The organism is Streptomyces sp. NPDC056883 (genome assembly GCF_042788835.1).
GTDB lineage: Bacteria > Actinomycetota > Actinomycetes > Streptomycetales > Streptomycetaceae > Streptomyces > Streptomyces stoeckheimensis.
On the sequence record NZ_JBHUBS010000001.1, the window covers coordinates 494253 to 509649 of the forward strand.

Genomic DNA, 15397 nt, shown 5'->3' on the forward strand with positions numbered 1-15397 from the left:
CGCAGGGGAGGAGGAGTGCGAAGAAGTGCGTGTGGGCGTACGCGGTCTACGAGGCGGCCGCGTACGCCCACACCGCGCGCATCGTCTCCGGGGCCGGCGACGGGCCGGTCAGCTCCCGCTGGGTCAGCAGGATGGTGACGGCCCCCGTCGAGGGGACGATGTGGGCGGCGGTGCCGGTGCCGCCGAGCCAGCCGTAGCGGCCCGGCACGTTCCACGGCTCGGCCGGCGTGACGTCGACCGACCCGCCGAACCCCCAGCCCTGGCCCTCCAGGAACAGCGCCGCGCCGGCCCGCTGGGCCGGGGTCAGCCAGTCGGTGGTCATCCGCCGCACCGCATCGGACGACAGCAGCGGACCGCCCTCCTCGAGCAGCATCCGGGCGAAGCGGTGGTAGTCGTCCGCCGTGGACACCAGCCCGCCCGCACCGGACGGGAAGGCGGGCACCGCGCTCCACTGCCCCTCGGGGTCGTCCACGAGGTCGAGGCCCCCGTCCGCGCCGGCCCGGTAGGCGTGCGTGAACCGGCCCGACTGCCCCGCCGGCACGGCGAAACCGGTGTCGGGCATGTCCAGCGGCTCGAAGATCCGCTCCGCCAGGAACTCCGGCAGCGAGCACCCCGCCACCCGGGCGATCAGCACCCCGAGCACGTCCGAGCAGGTGTTGTACAGCCAGGCCTCGCCCGGCTGGCACAGCATCGGGATCCGGCCCAGCGCGGCCATCCACTCGTCCGGCCCCGCGACCTCCTGCGGCCGCGCCGGGCCCTGGCGCAGCTCGCCGAAGAGCGGGGCGACCGCCGGGAGCGAGAAGTCGGAGGGGAAGCCCCACCCCGCGCGGAAGGTCATCAGGTCGGCCACCGTCACCGGCCGCTTCGCCGGGACCACGTCGTCGACCGGGCTCCCGGGAGTACGGACGACCAGCGGAGCGGCGATCTCCGGCAGCCAGGGCGTGATGGCGTCGGTGAGCGCGAACCGGCCGTCCTCCACCAGCATCATGACCGCCGCCGCCGTGACCGGTTTGGTGAGGGAGGCCATCCGGAAGATCGAGTCGCGGACCATCGGGGCCTCGCCCCCGGCGTCCGCACTGCCCACGGCGGCCACTTCCGGTTCCTTGCCGTCGCCCCGGTCCACCAGGGCCACCGCCCCCGGGAGGGTCCCGTCGTCCACGTACGGCTGGAGGATGTCGGTCAAACCGGTCACGAGCCCGCCCTTTCGAGAGTCTGTCCTGGGGATAGGGAGTCCCACAGCCCGCAGTGGTGACGGGCCGCCGCGTCCACCGGGCGGATGCCGCCCGCGGGCTCCGGCGCCAGGGACAGAACGGCGGGGGAGCGCGGCCACCAGGGCCCCGTCCCGGGGGCGTTCGGATCGCCGGTCGCCGCGAACCGGGTCCAGTAGCCGGTCATCCGCTCCGCGAGCACCCGCTGCGCGGCGCTCATCGGGAGCCCGGTGTCGAAGAGGTACGGCAGTTCGGACCCGTGCGAGGCCCCGTACGGGAAGCCCGGCACCGGCGGCAGACCGGTGAAGTCCGGCGCGAGCCGGTCGTCGAACCCGTAGTCGTACGTCGGCACGTGCCGCGCCAGCGCACGGCTGTCCCGCAGCTGCGGGCAGACGAAGGAGGCGTCCGTCAGCACGGCGGCGAAGGCCAGCGCGGGCGTCGGATGGGCCGTCACCGGATAGGCGGCCTCGACGAGTCCGGCCCCGGCCCCGAACGCGGCGCGCAGCCGGGACCGGTAGGCCTGAGGGTCGGCGACCGGGTAGGCGGCCAGGGTCTGCCCGAGGAAGATCCGCATCTCGTCGCGGGTCGAGCCCTGCACCACCGGGACCCGGTGGAACTCACCCCGTTCCAGGGCCCGTCGGGGCTCGGTGGGCAGCAGGGGCGTGCCGTAGGACACCGCGGAGAAGAGCAGCATGAGCTCGGGTGTCGCCAGGGCCTCCGGGGCGAGGCCGCGCAGGCACTCCAGTGCCGCTTCGTCCGTCGGCCGGCCGCAGCCGAGCCGGACCGCCGCCGCGGTTCCCCGGGCCACGGTCCGGGACTCCGGCACGAACGGCTCGTAGGAGGCCATCGTGGGCAGCCACGAGTGCGGGGGAACGGTGAGCGAGCAGGAGCCGCTCTGCACGATCGCCCGGTGGAACAGGCCGGCCGAGGCGGGTGAGGTGAGGTGCAGGCAGACGCTGAGGCCGCCCGCGGACTCGCCGAACACGGTGACGTTGCCCGGATCGCCGCCGAAGCGGGCGGCGTTGGCCCGCACCCAGCGCAGGGCCGCCTGCTGGTCGGCGAGCGCGAAGTCGGGAGCTCCGTGGAGCGCGGGATGGCCGAGGAGCCCGAAGATCCCGAGCCGGTAATTGACCGTGACGACCACGGCGCCGGCCCCGGCTCCACCCGCCGCCGACACCAGCGGGCCCGGCCGGTACGGATCCCCGGCACCGTTCATGAACCCGCCGCCGTGGAACCAGACCATCACGGGCCGGGGCGGAACGCCCTTGGTGCCGGCCGAGCGCGGGGCGGAGGCCGCTCCCGCCGGTCCGGCCGCCCCCGGCGCGGGGGACGCCCCGGGCCCGGTCGGCTCCGCCGGGACCGTGACGTTGAGGAACAGACAGTCCTCCGAGCCGCTCGGGGCACCCGGCCCCACCGCGGGCAGCTGTACGCACCGGGCCCCGGGCGCACCGGCGTCCCGCACGCCCGTCCAGGGCACGGCGGGCTCCGGGAGCCGCCAGCGCAGCGCCCCGGTCGGCGGGGCGGCGTACGGGATTCCCTCGAAGGCGCGGTACCCGTCGCGCTCCCGCCCGCGCACGGCCCCCCGATCGGTCTCCACGACGGGCCGCCCGCCGCCGCCGTGACCGGGCCGGCCGTCCCAGACCCCGGCACGGGGCAGTACACCCGCCCCGAATCCCCCGACGACCCCGAACCCGCCGAACCCCCCGGGCACTGCCCTGGCCTCGGCTCCGGCCCCGGCCCCGGCAGTCGGGACGGCGGCTACCGTCCCGGTGTGCGGGGCGGTGGTCAGGAGGAGGAGGGTCAGCAGGAGGGTGCCGCGGGACGCCATCAGCGGCCCCTCGACAGCGCGCCCCGGACGAAGGCCGCCTGCCCCGCGTGCTGGAGGTCGTCGCCGATCACGCTGACCAGCCGGACCCCGAGCGTCACCGGCGGATCCCACCGCTCGTCGACCACCCGGTCCAGGTCGGCGGCGGACAGCCCCTGCAGGAACCGCCCCGTCTGCGCGTGGACCGCGTCGAAGTACCCCAGCAGGAGCTCCCCGGAGTCGACCCGGACGGAGCCCGCCTCTTCGGCGGTGTGCCCGTAGCCGGTCGACCCGGGCGGCAGCGGGAGCCCGAACCGCTCGTCCCAGCCCTGCGCGTGCCAGACCTGCTCCCAGCCGGCCGCATCCGCCACGTGGTCGTCCTGGATCCGGGTCAGGTGCCAGACGAGCCAGGTGATCGAGTTCGCACCGGGATCGATCCGCGCGCCCAGCTGCCCGGGCTCCAGCCCCTCGACCGCCTCGTGCACCACGCCATGGATCCGGCCGAACGCGTCGGCCAGTACCTCCGTACCCTTCATGCCCCCCACCATGCGCACGACGGGCGCCGACCGGGCCCGCGGCACCGCGGGGGACCCCCGTTTGCCCGCCCCGAATGGCGCAGCGCGGCCGGGTGCCGCTGAATGTAACAAAGCGTGCGCTTCCCATGACGCACGATGACCGGCGTGCGATGTGTAGACCCGCGCGTCGGCGAACGGAGCTTTCCATGAATGACCCGATCACGCTCGCCGCGACGGAGTACGAAGAACCGCGCCGGCTCCCCGACACCACGGACGTCTGGCCTCCGGCCACGGACACGACCACGGACGACCTCGACTTCGGCCCCGAGCCCGGCTCCCGGACCGACTCCGGGGCCGGTCCCGAGGCCCAGGCCGGTCCCGAGGTCCAGGCCGGTCCCGGGGCAGGGGCCGCACCCGGCCCCGATCCCGGAGCCCGGCCCGGGGCGGCCTCCGCGCACACCCTCCTGGAGACCGCCGCCACCGGCCGCCCCGTACGGGAGGTCACCGATCTGGTGAACCTCCTCACGGACTCCGGCCAGCTCCCCAACCCCGGACACGCCGCGCTGCGCGCGGCCGCCGTCTCCCGGCCCGTCCACGAGGTCCGAGAGATGGTGACCCTGCTGGGGGAGCCCCCGCACGAGCTGGTCGAAACCGACATCACGCTGCGGGCCGCCGCCCTCGGCCGGCCCATCGAGGACGTGGCCCTGCTCGTCAGCATCCTCGGCACCGGCGAACAGCCCCCGCAGCACCGCCCCGCGCAGGCGGACCGGGTACGGACCCCCGTCCACCGGCCCGCACCGCAGGCCCAGGCCCAGGCCCCGGCCCGGGGCCCGTCCACCACCGGGGCCCGGCGCCCGGCACGGCCGGGAACGGGCGCCCTGCGGCACATACTGCGCTGGCCGGTGGCCCTCGCACTGCTCCTCTGCGGTGCGCTGCACGTGCCCGGCGATCTGGCGGGCCTGGCCTCCGGCGACCCCGGCGGGCTGCTCGCCCTCGCCGTCACCCTGCTCTGCCTGACGGCCGGCGCCCTCCTCGCGGTACGGGACACGGCCGGGGCGTGGCGGGCCGGCGCGGTGGTCGCGCTCGGCGTGGCCGCGCTCCACGTGGTCGGCGGCGTCGCCGGGTTCGACCCGCTCGGCGGCGCGGTCGGCGGCTCCCTGGAGTGGGCCGGCATCACCGCGGTCCTGAGCGCCGCGGCCGGCGCCGTACTCGCCGGCCTGGCCCTGCAGTTCCGTCCGGCGGCCGACCCGGCCGACGGCGCCTGACCCGGGCGGAGAGGGGGCACGGGTCCACGACCCGGGCCCCCTCTCCGCCGTTTCACCGCTTCGCGGAGGGAGACGCGCGATGGACCCGGTGGCCGCGCTGGACCGGATCGCCTTCCTGCTGGAACGCGCCCAGGAGCCGACCTACCGGGTCCAGGCCTTCCGCACGGCAGCCGCCGCCGTCGGCCGGATGGGCGAGGACGAGCTGGCCGAACGGGTCCGCTCGGGCACCCTCGAAGCGGTCAAGGGCATCGGCCCGAAAACCGCCCAGGTCGTCCGCGAAGCCCTCGGCGGAGCGATCCCCGCGTACTTGCAGGGGCTGGAGGACAAGGTCGCGGCCCACCCCGCAGGCCCGCCGCCCAGTCCCGGGGCCCTCGCCCTGCGCGCCGCCCTGCGCGGCGACTGCCATCTGCACTCCGACTGGTCGGACGGCGGCAGCCCCATCGAGGTGATGGCCCGGGCCGCGGCCGCCCTCGGGCACGACTGGGCGGTCCTCACCGACCACTCGCCGCGCCTCACCGTCGCCCGGGGCCTCTCCCCGCAGCGGCTGCGGGAACAGCTGCGCACGGTCGCCGAACTCAACGCGACCTGGGCCCCGTTCCGGCTGCTCACCGGCATCGAGTGCGACATCCTCGACGACGGCTCGCTGGACCAGGAGCCGGAACTCCTGGCCGAGGTGGACCTCGTCGTCGGCTCCGTCCACTCCAAGCTCCGGATGGAAGCCCGCGCCATGACCCGGCGGATGGTCGCCGCCGTGCGCAACCCGCACCTCGACGTCCTCGGCCACTGCACCGGGCGGCTGGTGACCGGCAAGACCCGCCCGGAGTCGGAGTTCGACGCCGAGGCCGTCTTCGCGGCCTGCGCCGAGTCGGGCGCCGCCGTGGAGATCAACAGCCGGCCCGAACGGCTGGACCCGCCGCGCAGGCTGCTGCGGCTCGCCGTGGCCGCGGGCACCCTCTTCGCGATCGACACCGACGCCCACGCCCCGGGACAGCTCGACTGGCAGACCCTCGGCTGCGAACGCGCCCTGGAATGCGGGGTGACGGCCGACCGGGTGGTCAACACCTGGTCCGCGGCCGAGCTCGTCGACTGGACCCGGACCCGCCGGCTGCCGTAGCCCCGCCGACTGCCAGAGACGGCCTACCCGTCGGCCCCGCCGTCCGTCCGGGACGAGGTGAGGGTGAAGAGCGCCCCGTCCGGATCGCGCAGCGACACCCACCGATCGGTCGCGCTCGTCCCGGTCTCGGACACCGTGCGGCCGCCCAGCGCGACGGCCGCCTCCACCGCCGGCTCCAGCGCGGGCACCCGGAAGTGCACGTGCCAGCGCGGCCGGGTGTACGGGCTGTACGAACCCGGCTCCACGGGACCGCTGTCGAGGCGGGCCACCGGCTCCCCCTCCTGGCGCAGCACCACGCGGTCCTCCTCGTAGGCGACCTCGCAGCACCCGGCGCGGCCGGTGGCCCACTCGAGCACCTCCCCGTAGAAGATCGCCGACTCGAAGGCGTCCCGGGTGCGCAGCTCCAGCCAGGCCGGCGCCTGTCCCGAACCGACCCGCCAGCCCGAGGAGACCTGGCCCTCCCAGATCCCGAACACCGCCCCGTCCCGGTCCGCCGCCAGCGCCCCGCGGCCCCCCGACTCGAAGGAGACCGGGCCGACCGCGATGGTGCCGCTGCGTTCCCGGATCCGGTCCACCGCCACGTCGGCGTCGTCGACGGCGAAGTACGGGGTCCAGGCCACGGCCACCGCGAGATCCCCGGCCAGCGCCCCGATCCCGGCCACCGGCATCCCGTCCAGCTCGGCGACGGAGAAGGCCTCGCCGAGCCGCGCGGGCCGGAACCGCCAGCCCGCGACCTCACCGTAGAACCGCTGCGCCGCGCCGAGGTCCCGGGCCATCAGGCTCACCCAGCAAGGGGCCCCGAAGACGTCCCTCGTCGAAATCTCCACCGTTTGCTCCGCCCTTCACCGGGGCGCGGTCAGCGCGCCGTCCGAGCACAAGCAGTAGCGCCCCCGCCCCGGCCCTGGCCCGCAGGCGCGCCACCGGGACCACCGGCCGTGGGGCACGGATATCCCCTTGGCGGCACCCGGACGGGAACCTAGGGTGCCGCCTATGACGATCATGAACTCCAAGGACATCGATACAGCGGTGTCGCTCACCACCCGGGCGCTGCGGGAGGTGGCGCACCTGGACTGGGACGTGCCGGCCGCCGGCCTGGAGTGGAGCTGCCACGACACCGCCGTTCACGTGGCCGAGGACTTCACCGCCTACGCCGCCCAGCTCACGGTCCGCGCCACCGGTGCGTACGTCCCTCTGCGGATCCTGCCCGACGAGGGGACCGGCCCGGCCGGCCTGGTCGACATGATCGAGGCCTCCGGCGGATTCCTGTCGGCCGTCGCGGCCGTCGCCGCACCCGGTGCCCGCGCCTGGCACCCGTACGGGGACGCGGGCGCGGACGGCTTCGCGGCGATGGGCGTCGTCGAGACCCTGCTGCACACCCACGACATCCTCGGCGGACTCGGCGTCCACGGCTGGGAGCCGGACCCCGCACTGGCCGAGCGGGTCCTGGACCGGCTCTTCCCGCACCTCCCGCGCGGCCACCGGGCCTGGCCGACCCTGCTCTGGGCCACGGGCCGGGGTGAACTCCCCGGCCTGGCCCGCCTGACGGCCTGGCGCTGGTACGCCGAACCCGTCGAGGCCGAGCGCGTACTGCTCCTCCCCATGTCCCCGGCGATCGCGGCCGACCTGCAAGCGGGCGGCAACGGCGGGTTCGTCTGGGCCGAGGACGGACCTGCCGACGGCACCCGGGAAGCCGGCGGGATCGTGACGAGGGCGCGCGAGGACGGGACGTACCGGCCGGGCTGGGGACCGTACGTCATCGTCCGCACGAGCGACCGCAAGGCCATCGGCGGCATGGGCTTCCACGCCGCCCCGGACGCGGACGGCCGCACCGAGCTCGGCTACGACCTGGTCCCCTCCGCCCGCGGCAACGGCTACGCCACCGAGGCCCTGAAGGCGCTGTCGGCCTGGGCCTTCGGGCGACCGGGCGTCACCCGGCTGGAGGCCGTGACGGACGAGGACAACGCATCCTCCCGGGCGGTGCTGCGGCGGGCCGGTTTCACCGAGGCCGGTACCGGGGAGGGCCTGGTCCGGTACGTCCTACGGGGCTGAGCGGAGACCGGGCAGGCCCTGGGTTCCCGCCGCGCCCCCGGCTCGGAAAGCAGGTCGCGCATGGTGAGTTCCCAGGTCCCGTTGATCGATCTCGGCCCGTGGCGCACCGGCGGGCCCGAGGCACGCCGCCTCGTGGCCGCCCGTGTCGACGAGGCGCTGCGGACGGCCGGCTTCCTGCTGGTGGCCGGGCACGGGGTGGACCCGGAGCTGCCCCGGCGGATCCGGGAGGCGGCGCGGACCTTCTTCCGGCTCCCTGCCGCCGTCAAGGCCCCGTACGCCGTGGCGGTCGGCGGCCGCGGCTGGCTCGGCCCGGGCGCGGAGGCCAACAGTTACGCGGAGGGGGCGGCCTCTCCGCCGGACCTCAAGGAATCCTGGTCCTGGGCGGCGGAGGAGCCGACGGGGATCGCCTCGGTGGACGCCGAGTGGTTCCGGCCGAACGCCTGGCCGGCCGAAGTGCCCGCGCTCCGCGCGCTGGTGACGGAGTACCTGGCCGCGATGCGGGCGCTCTCCGACGAGCTGCTGGAGCTGCTGGCCACCGCCCTGGGTCTGGGTACGGACCATTTCACCCGCCACACCGGCCACCCCACCTGGGGGTTCAACGTCAACTGGTACCCCGGCACCGAGACCGTCGGGCCGCCGCTGCCCGGCCAGTTCCGCATCGGCGCGCACACCGACTTCGGCACCGTCACCGTCCTGGACCGCCAGTTGGGCACCGGCGGACTCCAGATCCACACCGACGCCGAGGGCTGGCAGGACGCCCCGTACGATCCGGCCGCGCTCACCGTGAACATCGGCGACCTGATGGCGCGCTGGACGGGCGACCGGTGGCGGGCCGGCCGCCACCGGGTCCTGCCCCCGCCCGCCGACGCGCCCGCCGAGGAGCTGATCTCGCTGGTCTACTTCTACGAGTGCGACGCGCACACCCGCGTGGAGTCCCTCCCGGCGCCCCTGGGGCGGAGCGTGCACGAGCCGGTCGACTCGCACGTCTACCTGCGGGCGCAGCTCGACGCGATCACCGTCCCGGCGGGGGATCGGGAGGGCGATCCGGAGGGCGACCCGGCGGCCGGCCGGACGGGTCCGGGCCTCTAACCGGGCCTGGTGACGGCCCTGCGACGGCCTGGTGACGGCCCTGCGGCGGCCGTGCGACGGCCCTGCGGGGGACCCGATTACCCGATGTCCGGCGCGTTCGGCAGGATGGGAGCCATGACCGAGATCCGTACCCCCCGCCTCCTCCTCCGCCGCTGGTCCGAGGACGACCTCGTCCCCCTGTCGGAGATCAACGCCGACCCCGAGGTGATGCGCTGGATCGGCGAAGGCGAGACCCTCGACCTGGAGGAGACCGCCGAGACCATCGAGCGGTGGGAGGACGAGTGGGACGAGGAGGGCTTCGGGATCTTCGCCGTGGAGCTGCTGGCCTCCGGCGAGCTGATCGGAGCCGTGGGCCTCTCCATGCCGTGGTGGCTGCCCGAGGTCCTGCCGGCGGCCGAGATCACCTGGCGGCTCGGGCGTTCCTACTGGGGCCAGGGCTACGGCTCCGAGGCCGCGCACGCCACCCTGGAGTTCGCCCTCCAGGACCGGGGCCTCGACCGGGTCGTCGCCGTGAACCGGGCGGGCAACGACGAGTCCGAGAACGTGATCCGCAAGCTGGGCATGACCGCCGAGAAGGACATCAACCACCCGCAGACCGGCGCGCTCCTCAACCTCCACGGCATCGACCTGACGGAGTACGAGGGCTGAGCCGCCCGCCCCGCCCCACTCGCACTCCTTCGCCCCACCCGTGCGCGTCCCCGCATCGACCGATCGGCTGACCCCGCTGTCGGCCGCCGGGCCGAGCGGTCGGGCGGCCGTGCGAGGTGAGGATGGGTACGGGGGAGCGGGCGCACCACCGGCCCCGCCCCCGGAACCGAGAGGGGCCACGCCCATGCCGCAGCACGACCGCCCGCACCCGCGCCGCCGCGTACGGGGAACCCGTACCGCCCTCGCGGCCCTCGCCGGAGCACTGCTGCTGGGGGCCTGCTCCACCCCCGACGCGCCCCCGGCCGCCGCCCCCGCGGCCTCTCCGCTGGCGACGGCCGAGACCACCCCGGGCGGCACCCTGCTGGTCGCCGACTTCGGGGCCGACACCGTCACCTTCGTGGACCCGGAGCGCGGCGCGGTCGGCTCGGTGCCGGTCGGCAGGGCCCCCTACGGCCTGGTGGTCGGCGCCGACGGCCGGGCCTGGGTGGCCACGGCCGAGGGGGTCGCCGTCGTGGACACGCGGACGCGCACCCGGCTGGCCCTGATCCCGTACCGCACCACCGGCACCGGGCCCGCGACCGGCGGCGAGTACCGGGGCGGCGGCATGGGCATCGCGCTCTCGCCCGACGGCGCGCACGCGTACGCCGGGGTCAACGTGCCCGGGACCACCGGCGTCCTGGAGGTCATCGACACGGCGAAGACCGAGGTCACGGCGGTGGTCCCGGTGGGCCGCCGCCCCTTCGACGTGGACGTCTCGCGCGACGGCTCGGAGGTGTACGTCACCGGCCACGACTCCTTCGACGTCAGTGTTGTGCCTGTCCTGCCCGTCGGATCCGGCGGCGCCGTCGGACCAGCGGGGCCGCGCCGCATCGAGGTCGCCCCGTACGGGACGGAGGGCGGCCTCGGATCCTGGCTGAAACCGCACTACGCCGTCGTACGGCCGGCGGACGGGATGCTCCTGCTGCCCTTCGAGGGGGAGCGGCTCGCGGTGGTGGATCCGCGGACGGGCCGCACCACGGTGGAGGAGATGACCGCCGACACCCACCAGCACGGGGCCGCGGTCACGGCGGACGGCCGGCTGCTGGTGGTCGGCACGGGCGCGGTGGAACCGGGCAAGGGCAAGGGGCCCTCGCTCACGGTCCGTTCCCCGGACGGCTCGGAGCGGGTGTACCCGCTGGACGGGCCGCACGAGGACGTGGCCGTGTCCCGGGACGGGCGGACGGCCTACGTCACCGGGGGCTACACCCGGGACGGCTACTGGAACGGCATCACGGTCGTGGACCTCGACAGCGGGAGCAGCCGCCGGCTCGCGGCGGGATCGCGTCCGCTGGGCATCGCCGTCCTGGGGTGAAGGGGCCCGGGGTAAGGGCCCCTGGGTGAGCGGCGTCAGGCCGCGCAGGTGTCCAGCATGGTGGAGAGCATCTTCTTCTCGGGCTCGGTGACGGTCAGGCCGTAGGTGGACTTGACCGTGGTCCAGGCCCGCCCGTACTGGCACCAGGCCGCCTTCGACGGCGGCTGCCACTGGTCGGGACTCTGGTCGCCCTTCGAACGGTTCGAGGAGGCGGTCACCGCGAGCAGTTGAGGGCGCGTCAGATCGTTCGCGAAGGCCTTGCGCTTCGCGGCGTCCCAGCCGGCCGCGCCGGAGCGCCAGCCTTCGGCGAGGGGCACCATGTGGTCGATGTCCATCTTCGAGGCCTCGGTGACCACCACCTCGTCGTACAGGCTCTTCCACGTGCCGGACACGGCCTTGCACTGGGAGTCCCGGGTGACGTTCGCGCCGTCCCGCTGGAGGATGACCTCGCGGGTGTCGCACTTGTCGCCCTGCTCCGCCCAGTGCGTGAACTTGTCCCGGCTGTAGCCGGACATGGTGCCCGGCGCCGCCACCTTCAGCGCGGCCAGCTGGGTACGGGCCACGGAGACGCCGACCATGCCGGGGAGCACGTCGCCGGAGGGGGGCTTCCCGTCGGCGGGAGCGGACGACGCGGCGGGTGTGGCGCCGCCCGGCTTCGGATCGTCGCCGGGATCCGCCCCGGATCCGTTCCCCGCCCCGGAACATCCGGCGGCGGCCAGCAGCAGCACGGCCGCCAGTACCGCACCGGGCACACGCATCTGACGCCCCATGACCCCACCCCGAACCCCGCCGCACACTGTGTCGCGGGAAGCCTACCCATGCCGGACGGGGTCCGAAGCCGGGCCCCGTCGGCCCGCCGGGCGGCGAACGCTCCCCGGGCGTACGCCGGGTGGCGGACGGGGGCGGCCACGGCCCGGCTCCGCCGCAGGGCGCGCAGCCGCCCGTGCTCAGCCGGCCTGGGCGCGCAGCCACGCCTCCAGGACGGCGAAGTCCCCGTCGCCGAGGCCGACCCGGGGGCCGACGCGGTGCAGGAGGGCCGGGCCGGGGTGGAGGGCGGACACCCAACGCCGGTCCGCGTCCCGGATCTCGTCGTCGACCCACGCGAACGCCCGGCCCGCGGCCCATGCGACGAGACCGGCGGTCTTCCAGTGGATGCCGCTCCGGAGGTCCTCGGCGGAGGGTTCGGGGCAGTCCGCCACCGGCAGGTCCGGTAGCCCGAGCCGAGGGGCGACGCAGGCGTTGGCATCGTCCATCCAGGTCGTGGCCCAGACGAGCTCGCACGGCAGACCGGCGAGCCGCGGCCCGAGCGCGGGATCGAGCCGGGGGAGGAGGGGGTGCCCGTCGACTTCGGTCGGCGCGCCGGGGGACTCATAGACCGGGTAGCCCTGCGCGGACCCGAACGGGATGAGGGGTCCGTCCACGTCGAGGAAGAGGATGGGCCGCGCCGCGAGGGAGATCGGGGGAGCCGGGGGGTTCGCCATGCGGCACAGCAATACCAGGCCCCCGGACCTGCGGGAACGGTGGCCCGGGAGGCAACCGCATCCTGCGCGGAGCCCTCTAGAGGGGCAGAAGGGGGAGACGACATGACGACGACTGCGGTATCCCGGACCGGGCGGGCGGCCTTCGCCGGGCTGGCCGTGCTCCTGTGCGCCGGACTTGCGGCCTGCGGCACCGTACGGGCGGGGGAGCCGGCCGGGCCGGCCGCTCCCGTGGCGGCGCCCGGTCCGGAGCACTGCGATCTGGAGGGGACGACGGGTACGGATGCCGGCGCGGCCGGGGCCACCGCCGCGCCCGACATCCCGACGGAGGAGCAGACGGGCGGATACGCGGGCCCGCCGACGGACGAGGAGACGGGCGGATACGCCGGTCCCCCCACCGATGGGGAATCGGGGGCCTACGCCGGTCCGCCGACCGACGAGGAGACGGGCGCCTACGCCGGTCCGCCCACCGATCAGGACACCGGCGCGCCCGACCCGCCCACGGACGGCAGCTCTTCCGGACCCGGCGCCGCCACCAATGGCGCGGGCCCCTGCGGCGCGGCCGGGTGGTTCGACATGAGGCGGGACTTCGTCGCCTACTACGCGGAGCACCGCACCGACGAGGACACGTTCGTCTCCGCGGACGGCATCGGCGAGGTCCGCGTCCGCAAGGTGCGCGGGAGCGGGAAGGGCATCGCGGAGGTGACCTTCACCACCCGCGCGGTGGGCAAGGGCCGCGGTGACGACGCCCGCAGGGTCGTACGGGTCTTCGCGGCCTGGCGGCACGAGGTGTACGGGGGCACGGATGCGGGCACGGTCACGGTTCGTACGCGCGAGGAGTTCCCCGTGACCGTCACCGAGAGCTGGTGATCCCGGACCAGCCCCCTCGGAACGCCCACCCACCCCGAAACAGGAAGCAGAGGCAGAACCGCCGTGACCGACGACGCCGCCAACGAACCGCACGTCCCCTCCGACGCGGAGCGAGCGGCCCGCGCCCGGGTGCGGGAGCAGGCCGCCGGCCTGACCCACCACGAGACCGAGGAGGCGCTCGAAGCCGCCGAGGCCGCCGCCGTGGAGACCGCGGGCGATCTGGAGAGCGCCGACGCCACCACCCGCGCCGCCGTCGCGGAATGGCGGCGCATCACGGAGCTGCTCTTCGACCACGGTGGTCCGTACTCTCCCGATATGGACGCTTTTCTCCAGGGTCAGCTCACGGCCCGCGAGGCTCACGCCGACCCCAACCAGGACTTGGGGAAGCCATAAGGTTGGGTTATAGGGGCATAACCAGGGGGTGGGTGCCGGGTTAGGCTGCCCTTAGCTTAGGGTTCTTCTTGATCGAGTATCCGTCGTTCGAAGGGAACCCAGCCATGCCTCGCCCCCTGCGGGTAGCAATCGTCGGTGCCGGCCCCGCCGGCATCTACGCCGCCGACGCCCTGCTGAAGTCCGAGGCGGCCGCCGAGCCGGGTGTGTCCATCGACATCTTCGAACGGATGCCGGCCCCCTTCGGTCTGATCCGCTACGGCGTCGCTCCCGACCACCCCCGCATCAAGGGCATCATCACCGCCCTGCACCAGGTGCTCGACAAGCCGCAGGTCCGCCTCTTCGGCAACGTCGACTACCCGAACGACATCAGCCTCGACGAGCTGCGCTCCTTCTACGACGCCGTGATCTTCTCCACCGGCGCCACCGCGGACCGCGCGCTCACCATCCCCGGTATCGACCTCGACGGCTCCTACGGCGCCGCCGACTTCGTCTCCTGGTACGACGGCCACCCCGACGTGCCGCGCACCTGGCCGCTGGAGGCCGAGAAGGTCGCGGTCCTCGGCGTCGGCAACGTCGCCCTCGACGTGGCCCGGATCCTCGCCAAGACCGCCGACGAGCTGCTGCCGACCGAGATACCGGCGAACGTCTACGACGGCCTCAAGGCCAACAAGGCCCTCGAGGTCCACGTCTTCGGCCGTCGCGGCCCCGCGCAGGCCAAGTTCAGCCCGATGGAGCTGCGCGAGCTCGACCACTCGCCGAACATCGAGGTCATCGTCAACCCCGAGGACATCGAGTACGACGAGGGCTCGATCGCCGAGCGCCGCAAGAACAAGCAGACCGACATGGTCGCCAAGACCCTGGAGAACTGGGCGATCCGCGACATAGGCGAGCGCCCGCACAAGCTCTTCCTGCACTTCTTCGAGTCGCCCACCGAGGTCCTCGGCGAGGACGGCAAGGTCGTGGGCCTGCGCACCGAGCGCACCGAGCTCGACGGCACCGGCAACGTCAAGGGCACCGGCACTTTCACCGACTGGGACGTCCAGTCCGTCTACCGCGCCGTCGGCTACCTCTCCGACGAGCTGCCCAAGCTGCCCTGGGACGTCGACTCCGGCACGGTTCCGGACGAGGCCGGCCGCGTCATCGAGGCCGGTGCGCACCTGGCTTCCACGTACGTCACCGGCTGGATCCGCCGCGGGCCCATCGGCCTGATCGGCCACACCAAGGGCGACGCGAACGAGACGGTCGCCAGCCTGCTCGCCGACCACGCGGCCGGCAACCTGCTGACGCCGGCCGCTCCCGAGCCGGAGGCGGTCGAGACCTTCCTCGGGCAGAAGGAGGTCCGCTTCACGACGTGGGAGGGCTGGTACAAGCTCGACGCCGCGGAGAAGGCGCTGGGCGAGCCGCAGGGCCGCGAGCGCGTGAAGCTCGTCGAGCGCGAGGACATGCTCAAGGCGAGCGGGGCGTAGTCGGGTCCCCGTAGTCCGGCCGGTCCCCCCAAGTGCGGGGACGGCCAGAAAGGTTTGCAGGGCACGGCGCGTGCGCGTACGTGTATCTTGCGGAAAGCTTACAGGGGGGAGCAGGACCTCGCCCCCGCGAGGTCTCGGGTTGGCGGA

At 74.7% G+C, this 15397-nt stretch carries 15 protein-coding genes; 9 read left to right on the plus strand and 6 right to left on the minus strand.

Going from position 1 to position 15397, the window contains the following annotated elements:
* Positions 1-46 precede the first annotated feature (46 nt).
* From ACFRU2_RS02360 to ACFRU2_RS02370, 3 genes are read right to left on the minus strand one after another with little or no spacing between them, the layout of a single operon-like run.
* Positions 47-1192, minus strand: coding sequence for a serine hydrolase domain-containing protein (locus ACFRU2_RS02360; RefSeq protein WP_382966702.1), 1146 nt, complete (start codon positions 1190-1192; stop codon positions 47-49).
* A complete protein-coding gene (locus tag ACFRU2_RS02365) occupies positions 1189-3036 on the minus strand; it encodes a carboxylesterase/lipase family protein (RefSeq protein ID WP_382966703.1) in 1848 nt (615 codons plus the stop codon). Before ACFRU2_RS02365 ends, ACFRU2_RS02360 begins: the two co-directional genes overlap by 4 nt.
* Positions 3036-3548, minus strand: a complete 513-nt coding sequence (locus tag ACFRU2_RS02370) for a DinB family protein (protein WP_382966704.1) — start codon at positions 3546-3548, stop codon at positions 3036-3038. Before ACFRU2_RS02370 ends, ACFRU2_RS02365 begins: the two co-directional genes overlap by 1 nt.
* 185 nt (positions 3549-3733) lie before the next feature.
* Here ACFRU2_RS02370 and ACFRU2_RS02375 point away from each other — a divergent pair, with 185 nt between their 5' ends.
* Positions 3734-4792 carry a hypothetical protein gene (locus ACFRU2_RS02375; protein WP_382966705.1) on the plus strand — a complete coding sequence of 353 codons (1059 nt, stop codon included), beginning with the start codon at positions 3734-3736 and terminating at the stop codon, positions 4790-4792.
* A gap of 79 nt (positions 4793-4871) precedes the next feature.
* The gene (locus ACFRU2_RS02380) at positions 4872-5906 is read left to right on the plus strand and encodes a PHP domain-containing protein (RefSeq protein ID WP_382966706.1); all 1035 of its coding nucleotides are present in this window, start codon (positions 4872-4874) and stop codon (positions 5904-5906) included.
* A 23-nt stretch (positions 5907-5929) separates the two neighbouring features.
* Here ACFRU2_RS02380 and ACFRU2_RS02385 read toward each other — a convergent pair whose 3' ends face one another.
* Positions 5930-6682, minus strand: a complete 753-nt coding sequence (locus ACFRU2_RS02385; RefSeq protein WP_382967808.1) for a VOC family protein — start codon at positions 6680-6682, stop codon at positions 5930-5932.
* 214 nt (positions 6683-6896) lie between these two features.
* On the opposite strand from ACFRU2_RS02385, the gene ACFRU2_RS02390 reads away from it, so the two are divergent.
* The 4 genes from ACFRU2_RS02390 to ACFRU2_RS02405 all read left to right on the plus strand — a co-directional run bounded on the left by ACFRU2_RS02390 (position 6897) and on the right by ACFRU2_RS02405 (position 11043).
* Complete coding sequence (locus ACFRU2_RS02390) at positions 6897-7955, plus strand: GNAT family N-acetyltransferase (RefSeq protein ID WP_382966707.1); 1059 nt, start codon at positions 6897-6899, stop codon at positions 7953-7955.
* A gap of 60 nt (positions 7956-8015) precedes the next feature.
* Positions 8016-9044, plus strand: coding sequence for an isopenicillin N synthase family dioxygenase (locus tag ACFRU2_RS02395; RefSeq protein ID WP_382966708.1), 1029 nt, complete (start codon positions 8016-8018; stop codon positions 9042-9044).
* A 114-nt stretch (positions 9045-9158) separates the two neighbouring features.
* Positions 9159-9692, plus strand: a complete 534-nt coding sequence (locus ACFRU2_RS02400) for a GNAT family N-acetyltransferase (RefSeq protein WP_382966709.1) — start codon at positions 9159-9161, stop codon at positions 9690-9692.
* Between the two features lie 184 nt (positions 9693-9876).
* Entirely contained in the window at positions 9877-11043 is a 1167-nt protein-coding gene (locus ACFRU2_RS02405; RefSeq protein ID WP_382966711.1) for a hypothetical protein, read from the plus strand.
* A 35-nt stretch (positions 11044-11078) separates the two neighbouring features.
* Here ACFRU2_RS02405 and ACFRU2_RS02410 read toward each other — a convergent pair whose 3' ends face one another.
* Together ACFRU2_RS02410 and ACFRU2_RS02415 are read right to left on the minus strand one after the other, a co-directional pair.
* Positions 11079-11813 carry an HNH endonuclease family protein gene (locus ACFRU2_RS02410; RefSeq protein WP_382966713.1) on the minus strand — a complete coding sequence of 245 codons (735 nt, stop codon included), beginning with the start codon at positions 11811-11813 and terminating at the stop codon, positions 11079-11081.
* A 177-nt stretch (positions 11814-11990) separates the two neighbouring features.
* Entirely contained in the window at positions 11991-12524 is a 534-nt protein-coding gene (locus tag ACFRU2_RS02415; RefSeq protein ID WP_382966715.1) for a hypothetical protein, read from the minus strand.
* 102 nt (positions 12525-12626) lie between these two features.
* On the opposite strand from ACFRU2_RS02415, the gene ACFRU2_RS02420 reads away from it, so the two are divergent.
* From ACFRU2_RS02420 to ACFRU2_RS02430, 3 genes are all read left to right on the plus strand, one after another.
* On the plus strand, positions 12627-13391 hold the full coding sequence (locus tag ACFRU2_RS02420) for a hypothetical protein (RefSeq protein ID WP_382966717.1): 765 nt from the start codon (positions 12627-12629) through the stop codon (positions 13389-13391).
* A gap of 63 nt (positions 13392-13454) precedes the next feature.
* Positions 13455-13784 (plus strand): hypothetical protein, encoded by a 330-nt coding sequence (locus tag ACFRU2_RS02425; protein WP_382966719.1) that lies wholly within the window; start codon positions 13455-13457, stop codon positions 13782-13784.
* 104 nt (positions 13785-13888) lie between these two features.
* Positions 13889-15250: an FAD-dependent oxidoreductase gene (locus ACFRU2_RS02430; RefSeq protein ID WP_382966721.1), complete on the plus strand. Its 1362-nt coding sequence runs from the start codon at positions 13889-13891 to the stop codon at positions 15248-15250.
* Positions 15251-15397 lie beyond the last annotated feature (147 nt).